We start from the raw sequence: 16,784 nt of genomic DNA, 5'->3' as shown, positions 1-16,784 counted from the left end.
AATTAAAAATAAAATTTAAAAATAATGGCAGCAGTTGATTTTCGTATTGGTTTATTTGGGATAGGTTTAGATACTTACTGGCCGCAGTTTAACGGTTTAGAAGAAAGACTTCACAATTATCTCTGGGAAGTTTCTGAAAATATAAGAGCTATCCATCCCAATATTGTAAATGCAGGTCTTGTAGATTCAATAGATAAAGCATTCGAAGCAGGAAAATTGTTTAAGCGATCAGATGTTTCAATTGTCTTTTTATATGTGAGCACTTATGCTTTATCCTCTACAGTTCTTCCGGTGGTGCAAAGACTTGGAGTTCCTGTGATTATATTGAATTTGTCTCCTGAAGCAGCTATTGATTATGAAAGTTTTAATTCGATGAAAGACAGGACTGCGATGACCGGAGAATGGCTTGCTCATTGTTCTGCATGTCCTGTTCCGGAAATAGCGAATGTTTTTAACAGAGTAGGGATTAAATTTCATCAAATAACCGGAATGCTTAGAAATGATCCACAGTGCTGGGATGAAGTTTCTCAATGGATTGAAGCAGCAAAAGTGGCGTATACAATGGCTTATAACAGGTTGGGATGTATGGGACATTATTATAGCGGTATGCTTGATATTTATACTGATTTAACGCTTCAATACGCTTATTTCGGCGGGCATATTGAATTGATTGAGGTCGAGGAACTTGTGGCTTTTCGAAAAGAAGTGACGCCAATTGAAATCAAAAACAGATTAGAATTGTTCAAAGAAAAATTTGATATTCAGGACGATTGTGAACCAGATGCACTTAAAGATGCAGCTGTTACTTCTGTTGCATTAGATAAATTAGCAGCGTATTATAAGTTAGGTTCACTTGCATATTACTATAAGGGCACGGGCAATCCTGAAAATGAAGATGCTATTTCCTCCATAATATTAGGCAATTCACTTTTAACGGCAAACGGAATACCTGTTGCGGGAGAATATGAGATTAAGAATGCACAGGCTATGAAAATCATGGACAGTTTTGGTGCCGGAGGTTCTTTTACAGAATATTATGCTATGGATTATAATGATGATGTAGTTCTAATGGGACATGATGGTCCGGGTCATATTGCTATTGCAGAGGGAAAAACTAAAGTTCGTCCTTTAAAAGTATACCATGGAAAAGTTGGAAAAGGATTGTCTGTTGAAATGTCCGTAAAAAATGGTCCCGTAACATTGCTTTCAATAGTAGAACAGAAAGGAGGAAAATTATTAATGCTTGTGGCAGAAGGTGATTCAGTTCCCGGACCAATATTACAGATTGGTAACACGAATAGCAGATATAAATTTTCAATAGGAGCAAGGCAGTTTGTAAATCAGTGGAATAGTTATGGACCCGCACACCACTGCGCTGTAGGCATAGGTCATATAGCTGAAAAAATCGATAAATTAGGTAAATTTCTTAATATGGATGTTGTAAAAATTTGTTAGATCAGTTAATCTTTTCAAAAAAGAGTATCCAAATTTTCAAATTGCATTATTCAAATATTAGCATAATTTTACGTTTCGCTTAATAACGTTTTTTTGCTTTTAAAGATGTACAGAAAAGGACTCGTTTTATTTTGTTTTGTGTTTGGACTAAATTGTTTCGGGCAGGAACTCTTTTTTGAAAAGATTTCCGGGCAGGACACAGATCCCAGTACTTCGATTCATGGTATTGCCAAGGATTCTATCGGGTATATCTGGTTTGGGAGCTGGAACGGAGCTTACCGATACGATGGCAAAACGTTCAATTATTATTACCACAAATCTTCAGACAATAGTTCGTTGCCCAATAACCGAATCCGTAATATCGTTTCAGATCAAAAACTCGGGCTTTGGTTTTTGACATTCGATCATAAATATGCCCGGTTTAACTATCAATTGAATACATTTCGTGTAATTGATGCGAAAGCTGTTCCAAAGAGTATAATTTCGAAATTAAGCAGCAATTCCAATACTTTAAACAAATCCAGAGCTGTTAACGGAAAACGTTATTATTTGTCTTCGCATCTGCTGACTTCATTGGATATTCTTTCCGGAAAAGAATTTCATTATACTGCTGATATAAGCCAGCCCGGAAGTTTATTGGACGATTATGTGACAACTTTTTTTATAGATAACGAAAACATCATTTGGCTCGGAACCAGAGGAGGTGATATTTACAAAGCAAACCCGAATCGTAATCCTTTTGAATTGCATTACAGTTATATTTCAAAATCAGGAAAAACCAAACTGGCCAGTGTCAGGGCAATTCTTAAAGTTGAAAATGAGATTTGGCTGGGAACAGATGAAGGCGTGCTGATTTACAATAAGCAAGTAATAAACTACAATCACCCTTTTTACAAATCGAAAAGTAAAATTAATCAGGTACGGACTTTATTAAGGGACAATAAAGGCGGTATCTGGATTGGCGGTGTAAATGGACTTGAATATTATAATCCGAAAAGCAATCAAACGAAACCAATAATTAACAAGGTTTTATATCCAAAGCTGGAAACCTGGTCTGTATTTGCTATGGAAGCCTATGAAAATGATATATTATGGGTAGGTTTATATAACGGAATTGCCCGAATTAATTTATCAAATGAAACCGTTGTTTTTTATGATTTAGCAAAGCAAATCGAGAAACGCAGCGTGATGGATATTCTGGCCATTGATAAACAAAAACTGTGGCTGGCAACTGAAGGCAACGGAATTATTCAATTGAAGATAAGCAATAAAAGTGATGTTATTTATGATACTTCTTTTAACGTTTTCAGATCAGGTTCTGCTATAAATAAAAAGATTTCAGGAAGTATTATTTATGCCCTTCAAAAAGACAAACGAGGAAATGTTTGGGTAGGAACCAGCGAAGGTTTGTATAAAATTAAGCTTACTTCAAATCCTATGCAGGCTGAAAATGTACAGCTTCAGTCGGGATTGCCAAACACTTATATTTCTTCGATTACAGATGATAACGAAGGGAACATCTGGATTGCCCATAAAGAAGGCATTTCTAAGGTTAATGAAGTTTCGGGGGAGATTTCAAATTATCAGAAAAAAGATCAGTACAGTTCCTGGCGTTTTCTGGAAAGAGCACTTTATAAGGATCCAAAAAGCAACACCATTTATTTTGGTGCCAAAAATGGTTACGTGGCTTTTAATCCGAAAGACATAAAAACAATTTCAAAACCTAATAAACTGATTTTAAAATCACTTTATGTTTCGAATCAGGAAGTTATTCCAATGGATACTATTTTTGGAAAACCAATTTTATCCAAAATTTTATCCCAGACAAAATCTATTGATTTAGATTATGAAAACCGAAGCTTTATGGTTGAACTTGCTTCCTTCAACTACCGTGACACCCGCAAAGAAGTGTACGAATATCAGCTGGAAGGCTACGAAGACAATTGGATTAAAACAAATAGTAACAAAATTTCGTTCAATAAAGTACCTCCGGGAAATTACACTTTGAGAGTTAGATTAGTTTCTGATACCAAAAATGTTTCCGTAGCTGAACTGGATATTCATATAAGTGCGCCGTGGTACGGGAGCTGGTGGTTCAGAGGGCTGTTTTTGATTTTGCTGCTGGGAGTTATTTACTGGGTTTTTAAAGAAATTTTATACCGCGAACGTCTGAAAAACGAAATCGAACAGGAACGTCTGAACGCGGAAAGACAGGAAGCTTTGAATAGGGAAAAAATCGAGTTTTTTACTCATATCTCTCATGATTTAAAAACGCCGTTGACGTTAATAGCTGATCCTTTGAAACGCCTTATGGAGGACAAAGTGGCGCCTGAAGACAAAGCGGTTTACTTTTCGATGATTAACCGAAATATGCAGCATTTAACCCGACTGATTCATCAAATATTGGATTTTAGAAAATCAGAAACAGGGAAATTAAAATTGAATGCGAGTTCACAGGATTTTAGTGCTTTCGCTGCAGCATGTTACGCAACTTTTCAGTTTATAGCCGAAAAACGAAATATTAAATTCAGCCTTCATTTGAAGGAAGAAGAATTGTTTTGTTATCTGGATTTTGAAAAAGCGGAACAGATTATCATTAATTTATTGTCCAATGCTTTTCAATATACTGCCGATGGCGGAGAAATTTCGTTTTCTGTCCGATTGAACAATGAAAAATCAATTATCGAAATTGTTATTGAAGACAATGGAGTAGGGATAGAAGCTTCTGAGTTGGAGAAAATATTCGAGCCGTTCAATACAATAGGAACGAACCCGTTTTATGGATACTCGTCCGGAATTGGATTGTCGTTAACACGAAATCTGGTTACATTTCTAAAAGGCACTATTTCTATTGAAAGTGAACCCGACAAAGGTACTAGAGCGACTATAAAACTACCTTGTCAGAAGGTTGAAAATGAATGGTTTACTTCGGTTTCTTCAGAAGTTATTTCTGTAAATGATTATAAAAAAGAGAATACTGAAGATATTGTTTCAACTGATTCCGATACTTTAAAACCATCATTGCTTATTGTAGAAGACAATCCTGATGTTCAGTTGTATTTAGACAAGGAACTGAGTAAAGATTACTTTTTGATACAGGAATATGACGGAAAAAAAGGTCTTGAAGCAGCGATAAAATATGTGCCCGATATTATTGTTTCGGATATTATGATGCCTGAAATGGAAGGGACAGATTTTTGCAGGGAACTAAAAAGCAATGAAAACACCTCGCATATTCCGCTCATCTTTTTAACGGCAAAAGGTTCTGACATGGATCAGATTGAAGGTTATAATTTGGGTGCCGAAGCTTATGTAATGAAGCCGTTTAATGTAGAGGTGCTGAATGCGCAGATAAAAAGCGTTTTGGAGAACAGAATCATTTTACAAAACCGACTTGCCGGTATCAAAGAAATCAATCAGCTGCAGGAGGAAGTGCCGGATCTCGACAATCAGTTTCTGGAAAAAGTGATTGAAAAAATTATGCTTCACATAGAAGATACCGAATTCAATTCGGAAGAACTGGCGCAGGTATTAGGCATCAGCCAAAGGCAGCTGTACCGAAAACTAAAAGGTATCAGCGGTAATACAGTTCACGAATTTATAACCAAGGTAAAAATGAATGAAGCCGAAAACCTCTTAAGAAATTCCGACCTGAATGTTTCGCAAATTGCCTACAAACTGGGTTTTTCTGAACCTTCCAATTTCTCTCGTACTTTTTCGAAGTATTTTGGATGTAGTCCTTCTCAGTTTGTGAAGTAGTTTTTTAGAAATACATAAAGTTTTGGTAATTTGTAAACAGTGATTGAATATATTTGGTAAAGAATCATATAACACAAAAATTCGATAAACAATCTAATTTTTGCTGTATAAGCGAAGGTTTGTTTCGTGTATAAATGGAATTAGATGTAAGTGACCTAATGATGTGGTAAACTTAAGGTGTTACATAGAGAAACTTAATCAATTTAAATATAAAAAAATGCCTTTAATAAGATGTTCTGAACAGAAAAGACAATTTCTCGAAGAGTTTTATTCTGAATGGGTTTCTGAAAGCAACGAAATATCTGCGAGTATTGGAAAATCAATGCTTAAAATTGTTGACTTAATTAATAAAACGTTTACGGAAACAAAAATCTATGGATTGACTTCACATGCTCATCTACTATTACTTTCTGAAGATGATTCAATGTCTGACTGGTATGTAGCAATAAATGTAAGTGTTTTAGAGGAATATCACATCGAATACCAAATTACAAAAGATAGCCAACCTTGGGAAAATGCAACTATTAAAGGAGCAACAAAATCAATGGACGAATTTAAAAAAATTATTATTATAGCAATGTCTGAAAGTCAAGGTTGGAGTAAAAGTGCAGAACTTAACAAATTGTTTGCACAAATCAAATCTGGCGCTCGTCTGTGACAAGTACCTATTTACATTTTGCCACTAAATAGAGCACTTGCAACACGGCTAAAGACTAATTCTTTTCTTAGTAAAACCAAACTATTTTCTTTTTGATTGGCCAAAATAACCATGGAATTTGTAAGAATATTTAAATATATTTGAAAACTGAGAAGATGAACAAAATCCCGAATGTATTCCAGAAATGAAACATAACATTACGTTACTATTTTTATTAAGCATAATAATATTTACAAATTGCAATGGACAGATAAAGCCAATAGGAGAAGAGTCTTTAAATTTAGAAACCTTTCATTTTGATACCAAAATATTGGATTTATGTCCTGAGAAAAACAAGGCTAAGGAATTTTAAAGGTTTTTATGAAATACAAGGAGTTGTGCATTCACAATTGGTAGAAAAAGACACGACTTATACAAATGAATATTCAGAAAATAAAAAAGCAATCGGAATAGAGTATCTTCAAAAAAGTTCGACTTCAATTGATACGATGGCACTATTTGAAAATCAGCAGTTTCAGAAAGTTAATGTTGCTACGACAATAAATGGTAAAATAAAAGCAATAAATGCTGTTGCTGACGAACTGACTCTACAACAATGTGATGACTTAATTAAAAAATTAGTGAACAAGTAAGGTAAGCCTAAAAAAATGAAAAATAGTTGGAATGAATCTTTTACAATATATGAGTGGATTGCCAAAAATAGAATTATAAGGTATGTATCAGCTTTTAATGATGAAAGCACAACTATGAAAATAGTAATTGATAAAGAAAGTCAAACAATTGCATCAGGAGAGAAGGAAACACATTATGTTGGTTATTTGTTTATCATCAATCCGTTATTAAAATCAGAGGTTTTCGGAAAAATGAAAACCGGAGATTTTGTTTATCTTGACGAAAAAATGGAATAAAAACTACTGTTGCAAAAAATGAAAAAAATTGTATTTAGGTTTTGGATAATTAATTTTCTGATGAGTAATGTATTATTTATCATCTATAGAATTGTGATTGCAGAAAATACAATTAATGGAAATTTATTTGAACAATTGATGCAGTTTTTAGAACTTCTATTGAATATATTTTTTGCATTTATATACCTTATTGCGATGATCATATCTTCTTTTACAGTTCTACTGAATCTGATAGAAAAAATCAGGAATAATTTCTATTTGTCCCTTTTAACATTTTTAGGAATACCGTCATTTTGTGTTATTTTTATCATGATTAAGGTCTTAATAGATTTTAGCATCAATAATCTGACTATCTTAAAAACTCTTGCAATTTTTTCGATAACTTATTTGTTCCTTACGGCAATTCAATTTTTATTATTCAGAAAAAAATATAATTTGATAAATAAAAAACTACCATAAATAAGGGAGTTAAATCTGCTAGAATGAGCTAAAATTTCTAAAGCAGTTTTATAAATTAAAAATTCAGTAATAATGGATTTTTATGATTTTATCTGATGCTTGCTAGTCACGAGTATCTTTACATTTTATCACTAAATATCTTTAAAGTTTGTCATTTCGACCCGGAGGGAGAAATCGCACTAGAAACTCGACAAAGATTTGATGATTTACTTTGAGGAATTTTTAGTGTGATTTGCTTAGCTTGTTTGCTATCGTTCTAATCTTCTTCGCCAAAATGACAATATTGTGTAAAACTGTGATCTAATTTTTCCAAACACTCAATCCTATAATTCAGTTTTACTTCACTTTATTCTGATTAGAATTAGGCTTCAGTTCATCAGGACTGTCTTTGGTATAAGTTTTAAAGACTTCACGTGACGGACTTGTAAATACATCTTTAATTACCTCAAAATCCAGTTTGTTTTTAGGCTTGAACTGGTCTGAATTCATGTATTTTTGAAGCGAATAAAACAATTGTTTTGCTGCAGGCTTATTCTGTACATCCGGACCAATATCGGCACTGCTTACGATGATGGTTCCGTTTCCTACCTGTGCTTCAAATACCAGAGCGAGTCGGCGGTTCATGAACCAGGTATCAATCGGCTGAATTAACGGACGAAAGTCAGCCGGGAAATCCTCCAGATTCATTACCTGAGAACGGTTCTGGATATCCCACCACTGTAAATCACTGTGAAAACTCGTTGGGAAATGGGCGAAAGCAGCACTCTTTTCCTGAATCAGCATTCCGGTAACGTGTGGCGGACGCATTTTGAACCAGGATGTATTCCAGAAAACAGGCAGAAAATGCATCTCAACTTCTTTTCCTTTTACCACTTTTCCGGCGGCATTCAAAAATACTTTTCCGCCTTTATCCAATACTTCTTTTGCTTTATCGTCTAAAACTGTCGTATAATAAACAGTTGAGGTATTCTCCGGATTCTTTTCAGGATACACCCAGAAATTCCAGTCGTTGACAAAGGCTGTACCGTTTACTTTTACTTCAAGGTTCAATTTTGCAGGTTCTTTTATTGCGTTTAAAGCAAAATCAAGATTTCCGGCAAAAAGTCCATTTCCGTTTTCAAAAGTTTTAGGATTGAAACGTCCAGAAGTCAATATATTTCCTTTTTCGTTTTTGATAGTCCAGCTGATGATTGCATTTTGCAGCGACGTTTTACCTGAATGAAAGAGGACTATCTCTGCCTTGAAAGTCTCATTATTGGTATAAACAAACTTTTGAATTTTGGCTAAAGGAACAGTTTCATTGCAAAATCGGGTATAGTTCTGAGCTGTTGCGTATCCTTTTTCCTGAAAAAAAGCATCCAGAACACCTACTAAAGCTGTTCCTTGCCCAGGGAAGTCTTGTAAACCCAATGCCTGAAATCCACCGTATCCAGGCGTTCTCAGTATTTTTTCAATTTCGTTTTTATAACACAACAACTGTAATTTGCCTGAAGCGTTTATAAAATCTTTCGCCTGATCGCCCATGTGGTGATCCTGTAAATCCTGACGGAACATTTCAAAGTTTTTGGCTCTGTAAACGCCGGTGTATTTTTTAATTTCATCAAAATTCGGAAAAACACAATATTGCCCGATTTCGTGTGCTACAAATGGAACTTTAAATGGGGCAATACCTGCACTGAAATCCGATTCGGTTTCTGGCATTTTTTCCCATTTCAAACCTCTTACGCCACCACGGGACTGGTATTCCGCATTAGGGACTACGGGCCAGCTTCCGCCAACAGACATCCCAGTGTAAACGCGTCTGTTGTCTTTTGCTTTCCAAAAATCCACAAATTCGTTGAGGTATTTCACCTGATTTCCTGCCGGTTCATTTCCTGCAGATAACATAGTAAACGATGCATAATTGCCGTATTCTTTTGCCATACGAATGGTTTCGTCATACAAGAACTTATCGACAGGCTGACCCAAACCTATTTTTGGACCGTGATTAGGCCAGCTCGGGCCTTCGGGCTGTAAATAAAGACCTGTTTTATCAGCCGCAATAAAAGCCGCTTCAGGAGGACACCAGGAATGGAAACGCACATGATTTAAACCGTAAGATTTGATGGTTTTAAAAATCTTTTCCCAGGCTTCGACTGTGGTAGCAGGATAACCTGTTAACGGAAATTCGCAATTGTGAACCGTTCCGCGAAGTACTACCGGAATATCATTTATTAAAAATTGATTTCTTCTGATTTTAAATTCCCGCATTCCAAATTGTACTTTTTTCGTAGCAATTACAGCTTTAGAAATAAGTTTTACTTCTAAATTATAAAGTGACGGATCAAATTCATCCCAGGTTTGCATCCCTTTTCCAAAAGGTAATTCGAGTTCAATACTATTTTCTTTTTGTTTAGAAACAGTTATATTGCTTGTTATTTCTTTGGTCTGATCTGATTTTGCACTGTTGAAACTTTTTGCCGAAATTTTCAGTTTTCCGCCAAATGCTTCAAAAGCGGTATTGTTCACTATAATTTTTACACGCGCTTTTCGGTTTTTTACATCCGGATAAATTTGAACATCGTCGATATAAACCGGAGAAAGTGACTCTAAAGCAATTTTACCAATGATTCCGTTCCAGTTTCCCTGAGTATGATCTGTGATACTGTGCGAATCGGGACCGACATTAATCTCTTTGATTCGATTGTCGATACGGATTGTAATGCGTTGTTTTCCGGTGCTCAGGTACTGGCTTAAATCATACACATGAGGGGCTACAAGCGAGTTTTGAAGACCAATTTCTTTATCGTTGACCCAAATTCCGGTTTCGATATGTGTTCTTTCTAAACGAAGGATAATTCGTCTGCCTTTCCAGTTTGCCGGAATATTTACTTCTTTTTGATACCATGCTGCTCCAACATAATGCCTCGCAGGTGTGAGCCAGAAAGGAATATGGATGTTTCCCGGCTGACGGTATTTTTCTAATCGAGGAATAAAATAAAAAGAACTGTCGTAAATAGAACCTGTCCATTTTGTTTTCAAAGTGATTTCATCTCCTTTTAGAAATTGAGCCATAGAACCCGGCAGTTTTATGTTGTCTGTCAGTTTTCGGTTAAACCATTTTTCAGCAATACCAACGTCCTGTCTGTCTATTTCGAAAAGCCAGTTGCCTTCAAGGTTTATTTCTTCATCTTTAAAACTGCTTAGGGTAAAGAAGGCGACCATAAGCAGGCAGGTAATAATATGTTTTTTCATTGAGGTTGGTTTATTTTTGAGTGATTAGTAAAGAGTAATTAGTGTTTAGTGATTAGCCTTTATGATTATTATTTCGCTGGGCGAAGCTGCTATTATTAAAAGCTAATCACTAAACAAGTTTATTTTTTAATTGAAAATGAACTTGTTTTGATATAGAAATTATACGATTTAATATTCCCCGATGTGCTTTTATCAGTGCGTGGCAGGAATTTGAAACCTTTGATTTTTATATTTTCCCCCATATCAACCACAACCTGATGTGGATAGCTAATTTTGTCTCCGGCTTTGCTGGTCGTCCAAATAGTCGATTCCTGCTGATCGAAAATCTTCTCGGCAGAATAATTCCCAACCATTACTTCTTCACTGTCGGCATAGAATATCTTCCATTTCGAACGCGGAATCAATTGTCCGTCTGTTCCGATAAGTTCAATTTCGGCAATGCTGGCACTATTGTCTTTTGGGTTTTGAGGAGCAATGGCTTCAAAGCAGAAATATTGGCCTTCAGCTGTTTTTTGAAAAATGATTTCTTTCCAGTCTTTATCAGCGTTAAAAGCACCTGAGTTTACAGGAGTTTCAACTGAAAGATCGAGAGTTTCTCCTTTTTTGCGATGTAAAAGCGATTCATCAACTACAATTTTATCCAACACAGGAATCGTAACACCTGAAATTTGAGGTTCTTTTGGAGTTTCCAAATCGAGGATTATAATTTCATTTTTGCCTTTTTTTAGCCAGCATCCCGGCATAAACAGCGTTTGCTGCGGACCAATTTTCCAATATCGTCCGATGTTATAACCGTTTATCCAAACCATTCCTTTTCCCCAGGTACTCATGTCAATATAAGTATCACCAATAGCAGTAAGGTTGAAAGTGGCACGATACCACGCAGGACCATTTGTTTTTTCTTTTTTGAATTTCAGGTTTTTCTGGAAATCATATTCCACTGGAAAATTATAAACTTCCCAATTGTTTAGCGTGGTTGAATTGGATGAAACCTGCATTTCAACTTTTTCGGTGATTCCTTTTCGGTCAATAATGGTTTTTCCATAGTTTACACGGCCGTTGGCATCTACGAGTATATCAAGGATGTCACCTTTTTTAACCGGAGGCATTTCGATGATGCTTTCATCTTTTCGGCGATCCAGATTTCCGATAAGTTTTCCGTTGATATATATGTTGGCCCAGTCATGCAGTTCAGTAAGCTTTAATTTGAAAGCGGTTGTGCATTCCGGAAGTTTTGTACGGTATAAAATTCTTCCCCAGCCCTGATTAAAGTATTCCATCGGTTTTATGGCTTCTGAGGGAATAGCTTTTGGAAGGTTGTCGAAAAGTGGTGCTGATTCGCTAAAAGTGATTTTAGGGATCGAAATTACCGGATAGTTTGTCGGTGGTTCCGGAATCGTTTCTCCAGGATTCAGGTAGTTTTTCAGCAAGTCACGAACTGCATAGAATTTATCTGTAGGCTGTCCGGCCTCATTTATCGGGGCATTATAATCGTATGAAGCAACCATAGAACCGAACGGAGGCGCATTGGCACCGCCCCATTGCCCAAAAGAAGTTCCGCCATGTGCCATGTAAAGACTGAACGAAATTTTACGGTCCAGCATGTCTTTTAAGCTGCCTATAAAACTGCTGATGGATCTGGTTTCGTGCGCACGACCCCAATAGTCAAACCAGCCTGTCCAGTATTCACTGCACATTTGCGGAGCGTTGGGATAGACTTCTTTATATTTTTGAAACTGCTGATCGGTATTTGAACCTGCACCAAAGTTTAATGCGGTATAAACGCCTTCAACATCGTATTTAAAGAAATTTGAACTCCAGTCACAACGGAATAATTGTACTTTGTCAAATCCGGAAGAACGGACAGCATTGCGTACCTGCTCCATATAGCTCACATCCTGACCGAAAACCCCATATTCGTTTTCGACCTGAACCATGATGATATTTCCGCCATTCTGAATTTGTAAAGGGGCGAGTTCTTTGCCAACACGCTTTAGGTAATTAACAGAACGCTCCATAAAATACGAATCTTTTGAAGTTCGTACCTGTATATCATTTTTCTTCAATAACCACCATGGCAAACCGCCCATATCCCATTCGGCACAGGCATAAGGACCTGGACGTACAATACAGTACATTCCGTTTTTTTGAACGAGACGGACAAATTCGGCAACGTCTTTTTGTTCTGTAAAATCAAATTTATCAGGCTGCTGTTCGTGAAAATTCCAAAATAGGTAAATACAAATCGTATTCATGCCCATAGCTTTGCACATTTGGATTCTGTGTTCCCAATACTCTCGTGGAATCCTCGGAAAATGAAGTTCGCCGGCACGAACGATAAAAGGTTTGCCGTTTAGCAGAAAGGTTTTGTCTCCGGCAACGAATGTCCCTTTTTTTTGTTCTGACTGTGCATTAGCGGTTAATGTCATAAAAAAAACAAGGGCAAGAATAAGTTTTGATATTTTCATGTTTTTTATTTCAAATCTGAATTTGATGGTTGTTTTAATGATGATTTTTTGACGGTCAGAAAGTAAAATGTTTCTTTTTTAGCCCCGATTGCAATGGAAATCCTTATATGGCGGGGTTCGCCATGTAAGATTGTAATGAAAAGCGGGACAAAATTTCCTGAAAAACCTGATTGTTCTGCTTCAAAAAATAATAACGCTTAGTTTTTCAAAACTACATTTACTTTGTATTCTACCAAAATTACGGGCTTTTTAATTTCTAAAAAACTTTTGTTATTGCCAAAATCAGGCAGCACTTCCTTTTCGAGATAGCTTAGATAAGGAGCGTCTTTGGCCATTGGAAGGAAATGGAAGTACATATCGTTTGTTTTTAAAGCTTCCTGATATTTTTTCAGTCCGATTGTCCAGGGTTTGCTGGTGTACAGATCATCGGTCTGTAATTCTCCGTTCATCATACAGATGCCGCGATCGCCACGATAGTCAAAAGTGACGAAAATATCATTGACTTTGGACAAATCAACGCTGCCGGCTTTAATTACAAAATGGCTGTTGTCTGCCTGTATTAGATTTATGAACGGCTCAGCTTTGGGTAAATTGATGTGCCAGGTATTGCTATTTTTTAGAGGAGATTTGCCTTTAGTAGCTTTCCCTTCTTTTGTACTTAGATTTGCTGAAGCCGGATAAACAGTCAAATCGATATTTTCTTCATTATTGCTGATTAAAGTCAGTTCGTCGTTATCTTCTAAGACCAATGCCTTACTGATGATCAATTTTTCTTCATTGTCTTTGCCTGATAAATAAGTGTTTTGAGCATCATTATTAGAAAGAATTAAAAACGAAACTCCATTTATCTGGAATTCCGTCATTTTATCTGAAGCAAAGGCTATAACGGTATTGCCATTTCGTACAGTAGTTTTAATTCCGGTACCTGTGACTTTTGCTTTTCCTTTAAAAACGATCTCCGGAGTAATGCCATCAATTGTAGTCATCACATTGTACTTTTTGCCCTTATTGGTAAAACGGCAAAACGGCTGTACAGTAGCCATACGAATAGGTATATCATCAAAATTTACATTGAAAGGGAAGATAGCGGAACTGCCCGCTTTAAGTGTAAAAGTACCTGTTTCCGGAAAAGTTATGGTTCCTGTTTTGGTTGTAATATTAATTTTTAGGTTCTGCAGATCATTCATTACAACATGATCCTGAAAATTGTGCATGAACAAATATCCTTTGTCACCGTCGCTTCGAACAGCGTAACGCAGCGTTTTGGTGTCTTCAGCTTTGATACTTTCGTTTGTAGCTGGAAAAACAGGGTATAAAGGAGCTAAATCATTGCCGTACGTTTTCAGTAAATAATTGATGAGTTTTAATGGATAATAACCCGAACTTACCTTTCCGAATTCGCCAATAGGAGCCTGATAGTCGTATGATTTATTGTTCAGACCGGTGCCTTCGGTAAATAAGTAATTGCCTACCGATGGCGTTGTGCCTCCGTGATACATATAAAATCCCAGTCCGTTGGTGCCACTTCCTACCGTACGGACCATCATGGGCAAAAAGCTTTCTCCTTTGACCCTTGGACGTCTGGAATAAGTTACTGCCATACCTGTTCCCAATTCAGCAGCCAATGAAGGATAAAGGTTTACATCATAACTTACAGGTGAATAGTCCGGATTTTTGTGAATGTTTTTAAAAAGATAAAAAGGCGAGGGGTTATTACTCGCAGTCCAGAATGGATAAGCATATCCGGCCATCACAGGGATAGAGCCTTTTTCGACAATAGTAGCAAAACCCCAGCCTGTAGCGGTATAAATAGGTGCAATAAGTCCTGCTTTGATAGCTAATTGTTTAAGGGTTTTCATGTGGTCGCGGCCAACATCGGCAAATTCGTTCCCCAGGTCATTAATGCCAACTCCGTCCTGAACAATTTTGCGGTCACGGCCTGCAGCAGTTCTTTCTTTTGGAGCGTCCTGATAAGTGAATGCCCAGGGAGCAGAGGAGTGCTGGTATTCGTTTTCCAACTGTACTCCAATAATTGGTCCACCGTCTTTGAACATAAGTCCTTTCAGCTGTTTGCCGATTTCCTGATATAAGCGATTTGCATAAAAAAGATAGGCTTTATCGTTGCTTCTGACATCGATTGGACGACCGTAGAGCCAGTCAGGAAGTCCTCCGTTTCGTATTTCTCCGTGGGCGAAAGGTCCAACCCGCATTAAGACATTAAGTCCGTTTTTGGCACATAATTCCGTAAAATGACGTACATCCAGATCTCCTGTCCAGTTAAAAGTGCCTTCTTTGAACTCGTGCATATTCCAGAAAACATAGGTAGCCACTACGGTAATTCCGCCCGCTTTCATTTTTTTTAACTGCTCATCCCAATACTGATGAGGATACCGGCTAAAATGAAATTCGCCTACAACCGGAATAAAAGGTTCGTTGTTTTTTTCGATATAAAAACTGTTAACGCTGATATTGTCTCCTTTTACATTGCTTCCACCCAAATCCAGATGACCACGAATGGGGTCAAATTTAGAAGCTGTAACATCAATCTTGTAATTGTTTTGAGCCTTTAGATCAATCGGATTTACCAGAAACAACAGTGTCGTTATTCCTAATATTTTAATGAATATAATTTTTTTCATAGAGGAGAATTTGGATCCTTAAAAAATCACAGGATAAGAATGGCAATTTAGAGCAAATAATTTTATACTGATATGGAATATATTACTTTATTACTGGATTATATTCTGATTTTATCTTAAATGATATAATTATTTCCGAAATTTGAATTTGACAAAAATGATGTTATGGCAAAAATTAAGGATGGGTTTATTGGCGAACGCGCTATAGTTGTGCCTTCACCGGTTATTGAAGATTTTAAGAAAACAGATTTAGGCTCTTTATTATACATCACAGATATTGGTTATTATCCGAAAGCGTCTTTTCATTTTAGAAAAAGAAAAAAAGAAGAAGTATCTCAATATGTATTTATTTATTTATTGTATTAAAGGTGAGGGATGGTTTGAAACCGATAGTCAGACTCAAAAAATATCTGCCGGACAGGTTTTTGTTTTGCCAAAAGAAAGGGAACACAGCTACGGAAGCAATTTGAAAAATCCATGGACTATTTATTGGTGTCACTTTGATGGTGAAAAAGCAGCTTTTTTTGCCGAAGGATTTTATAAACCGCTTCATATTTCATCCGAAAAAGAGGCACGTATTGAAGATCAGCTGAAGTTATTTGAAGAACTATTTTCTATCCTGAATAATGGTTTTAGCAAAGAGAATCTCAATTTTAGTGTTACTACTTTTTTTCATTTTCTCGGATCATTGAAATATTTAGGGACTTTCCGCGCCAGTAATAATGCCAATATGGAGCATCAACAGCTCGATATGGTCGATAATGCCATTTATTATATGCGTGAAAATATTCGAAAAAGAATTACCCTCAAACAAATTGCGGATTATGTTGGGTATTCAGTGTCTTATTTTTCGGCAAAATTTCAAAGCAAAACGGGATATTCGCCATTAAATTATCATATCCATTTGAAAATACAGGAAGCCTGCCATTACCTCGATTTTTCAAATATGAAAATCAATCAGATTAGTATGCTGGTTGGTTTTGATGATCCTCTTTATTTTGCTCGTATCTTTCGCAAAACAATGGGGAGTTCCCCAAGTGAATACCGTACAAAAGATAAAAGTTGATTGTGTTGCTATAAAACTCGTTTGAGGAGTTGAAAAATAGTGTCAGGATGAGCGGAGTCGAAGCCCCTTTAAATGAAGGATTGCATATCATAACTTGACATTTCATATCATTATTAGGCAATATGTCTGATTATGATA

Annotated in this window: 10 protein-coding genes; 7 read left to right on the top strand and 3 right to left on the bottom strand. The window is 36.4% G+C overall.

Translation table 11 applies throughout. From position 1 onward, the window contains the following. The first annotated feature begins 24 nt into the window (after positions 1-24). The 5 genes from GWR14_RS23055 (at position 25) to GWR14_RS23035 (ending at position 6,780) form a co-directional block, all read left to right on the top strand. A complete protein-coding gene (locus tag GWR14_RS23055; RefSeq protein ID WP_163411499.1) occupies positions 25-1,455 on the top strand; it encodes an arabinose isomerase in 1,431 nt (476 codons plus the stop codon). A 105-nt stretch (positions 1,456-1,560) separates the two neighbouring features. Then, positions 1,561-5,214: a hybrid sensor histidine kinase/response regulator transcription factor gene (locus tag GWR14_RS23050; RefSeq protein WP_163411498.1), complete on the top strand. Its 3,654-nt coding sequence runs from the start codon at positions 1,561-1,563 to the stop codon at positions 5,212-5,214. A gap of 217 nt (positions 5,215-5,431) precedes the next feature. Then, positions 5,432-5,872 carry a hypothetical protein gene (locus GWR14_RS23045; RefSeq protein ID WP_163411497.1) on the top strand — a complete coding sequence of 147 codons (441 nt, stop codon included), beginning with the start codon at positions 5,432-5,434 and terminating at the stop codon, positions 5,870-5,872. Positions 5,873-6,168: 296 nt separating this feature from the next. Beyond that, positions 6,169-6,504, top strand: a complete 336-nt coding sequence (locus GWR14_RS23040; RefSeq protein ID WP_163411496.1) for a hypothetical protein — start codon at positions 6,169-6,171, stop codon at positions 6,502-6,504. Positions 6,505-6,519: 15 nt separating this feature from the next. Then, positions 6,520-6,780 carry a hypothetical protein gene (locus tag GWR14_RS23035; RefSeq protein ID WP_163411495.1) on the top strand — a complete coding sequence of 87 codons (261 nt, stop codon included), beginning with the start codon at positions 6,520-6,522 and terminating at the stop codon, positions 6,778-6,780. Between the two features lie 795 nt (positions 6,781-7,575). Here GWR14_RS23035 and GWR14_RS23030 read toward each other — a convergent pair. From GWR14_RS23030 to GWR14_RS23020, 3 genes are all read right to left on the bottom strand, one after another. Beyond that, the gene (locus tag GWR14_RS23030; protein ID WP_163411494.1) at positions 7,576-10,473 is read right to left on the bottom strand and encodes an exo-beta-1,4-galactosidase; all 2,898 of its coding nucleotides are present in this window, start codon (positions 10,471-10,473) and stop codon (positions 7,576-7,578) included. A 119-nt stretch (positions 10,474-10,592) separates the two neighbouring features. Then, the gene (locus GWR14_RS23025; RefSeq protein ID WP_163411493.1) at positions 10,593-12,941 is read right to left on the bottom strand and encodes a beta-galactosidase; all 2,349 of its coding nucleotides are present in this window, start codon (positions 12,939-12,941) and stop codon (positions 10,593-10,595) included. Positions 12,942-13,138: 197 nt separating this feature from the next. Further along, positions 13,139-15,580, bottom strand: coding sequence for a beta-galactosidase (locus GWR14_RS23020; RefSeq protein ID WP_163411492.1), 2,442 nt, complete (start codon positions 15,578-15,580; stop codon positions 13,139-13,141). Between the two features lie 165 nt (positions 15,581-15,745). Between GWR14_RS23020 and GWR14_RS23810 the strand changes: the two genes are divergently transcribed. Both GWR14_RS23810 and GWR14_RS23015 read left to right on the top strand, forming a co-directional pair. Then, positions 15,746-15,946: a cupin domain-containing protein gene (locus tag GWR14_RS23810; protein ID WP_223150998.1), complete on the top strand. Its 201-nt coding sequence runs from the start codon at positions 15,746-15,748 to the stop codon at positions 15,944-15,946. Then, positions 15,921-16,646 (top strand): AraC family transcriptional regulator, encoded by a 726-nt coding sequence (locus GWR14_RS23015; RefSeq protein WP_223150997.1) that lies wholly within the window; start codon positions 15,921-15,923, stop codon positions 16,644-16,646. The genes GWR14_RS23810 and GWR14_RS23015 overlap by 26 nt, the downstream gene beginning before the upstream one ends. The last annotated feature ends 138 nt before the right edge of the window (positions 16,647-16,784 follow it).

Origin of the sequence: Flavobacterium ajazii (genome assembly GCF_010614725.1) — a bacterium.
In the GTDB taxonomy this organism is placed as follows: Bacteria; Bacteroidota; Bacteroidia; order Flavobacteriales; family Flavobacteriaceae; genus Flavobacterium; species Flavobacterium ajazii.
Note: the sequence above shows the minus strand (reverse complement) of the source record. Positions and strands in the feature narration are given on the sequence as shown.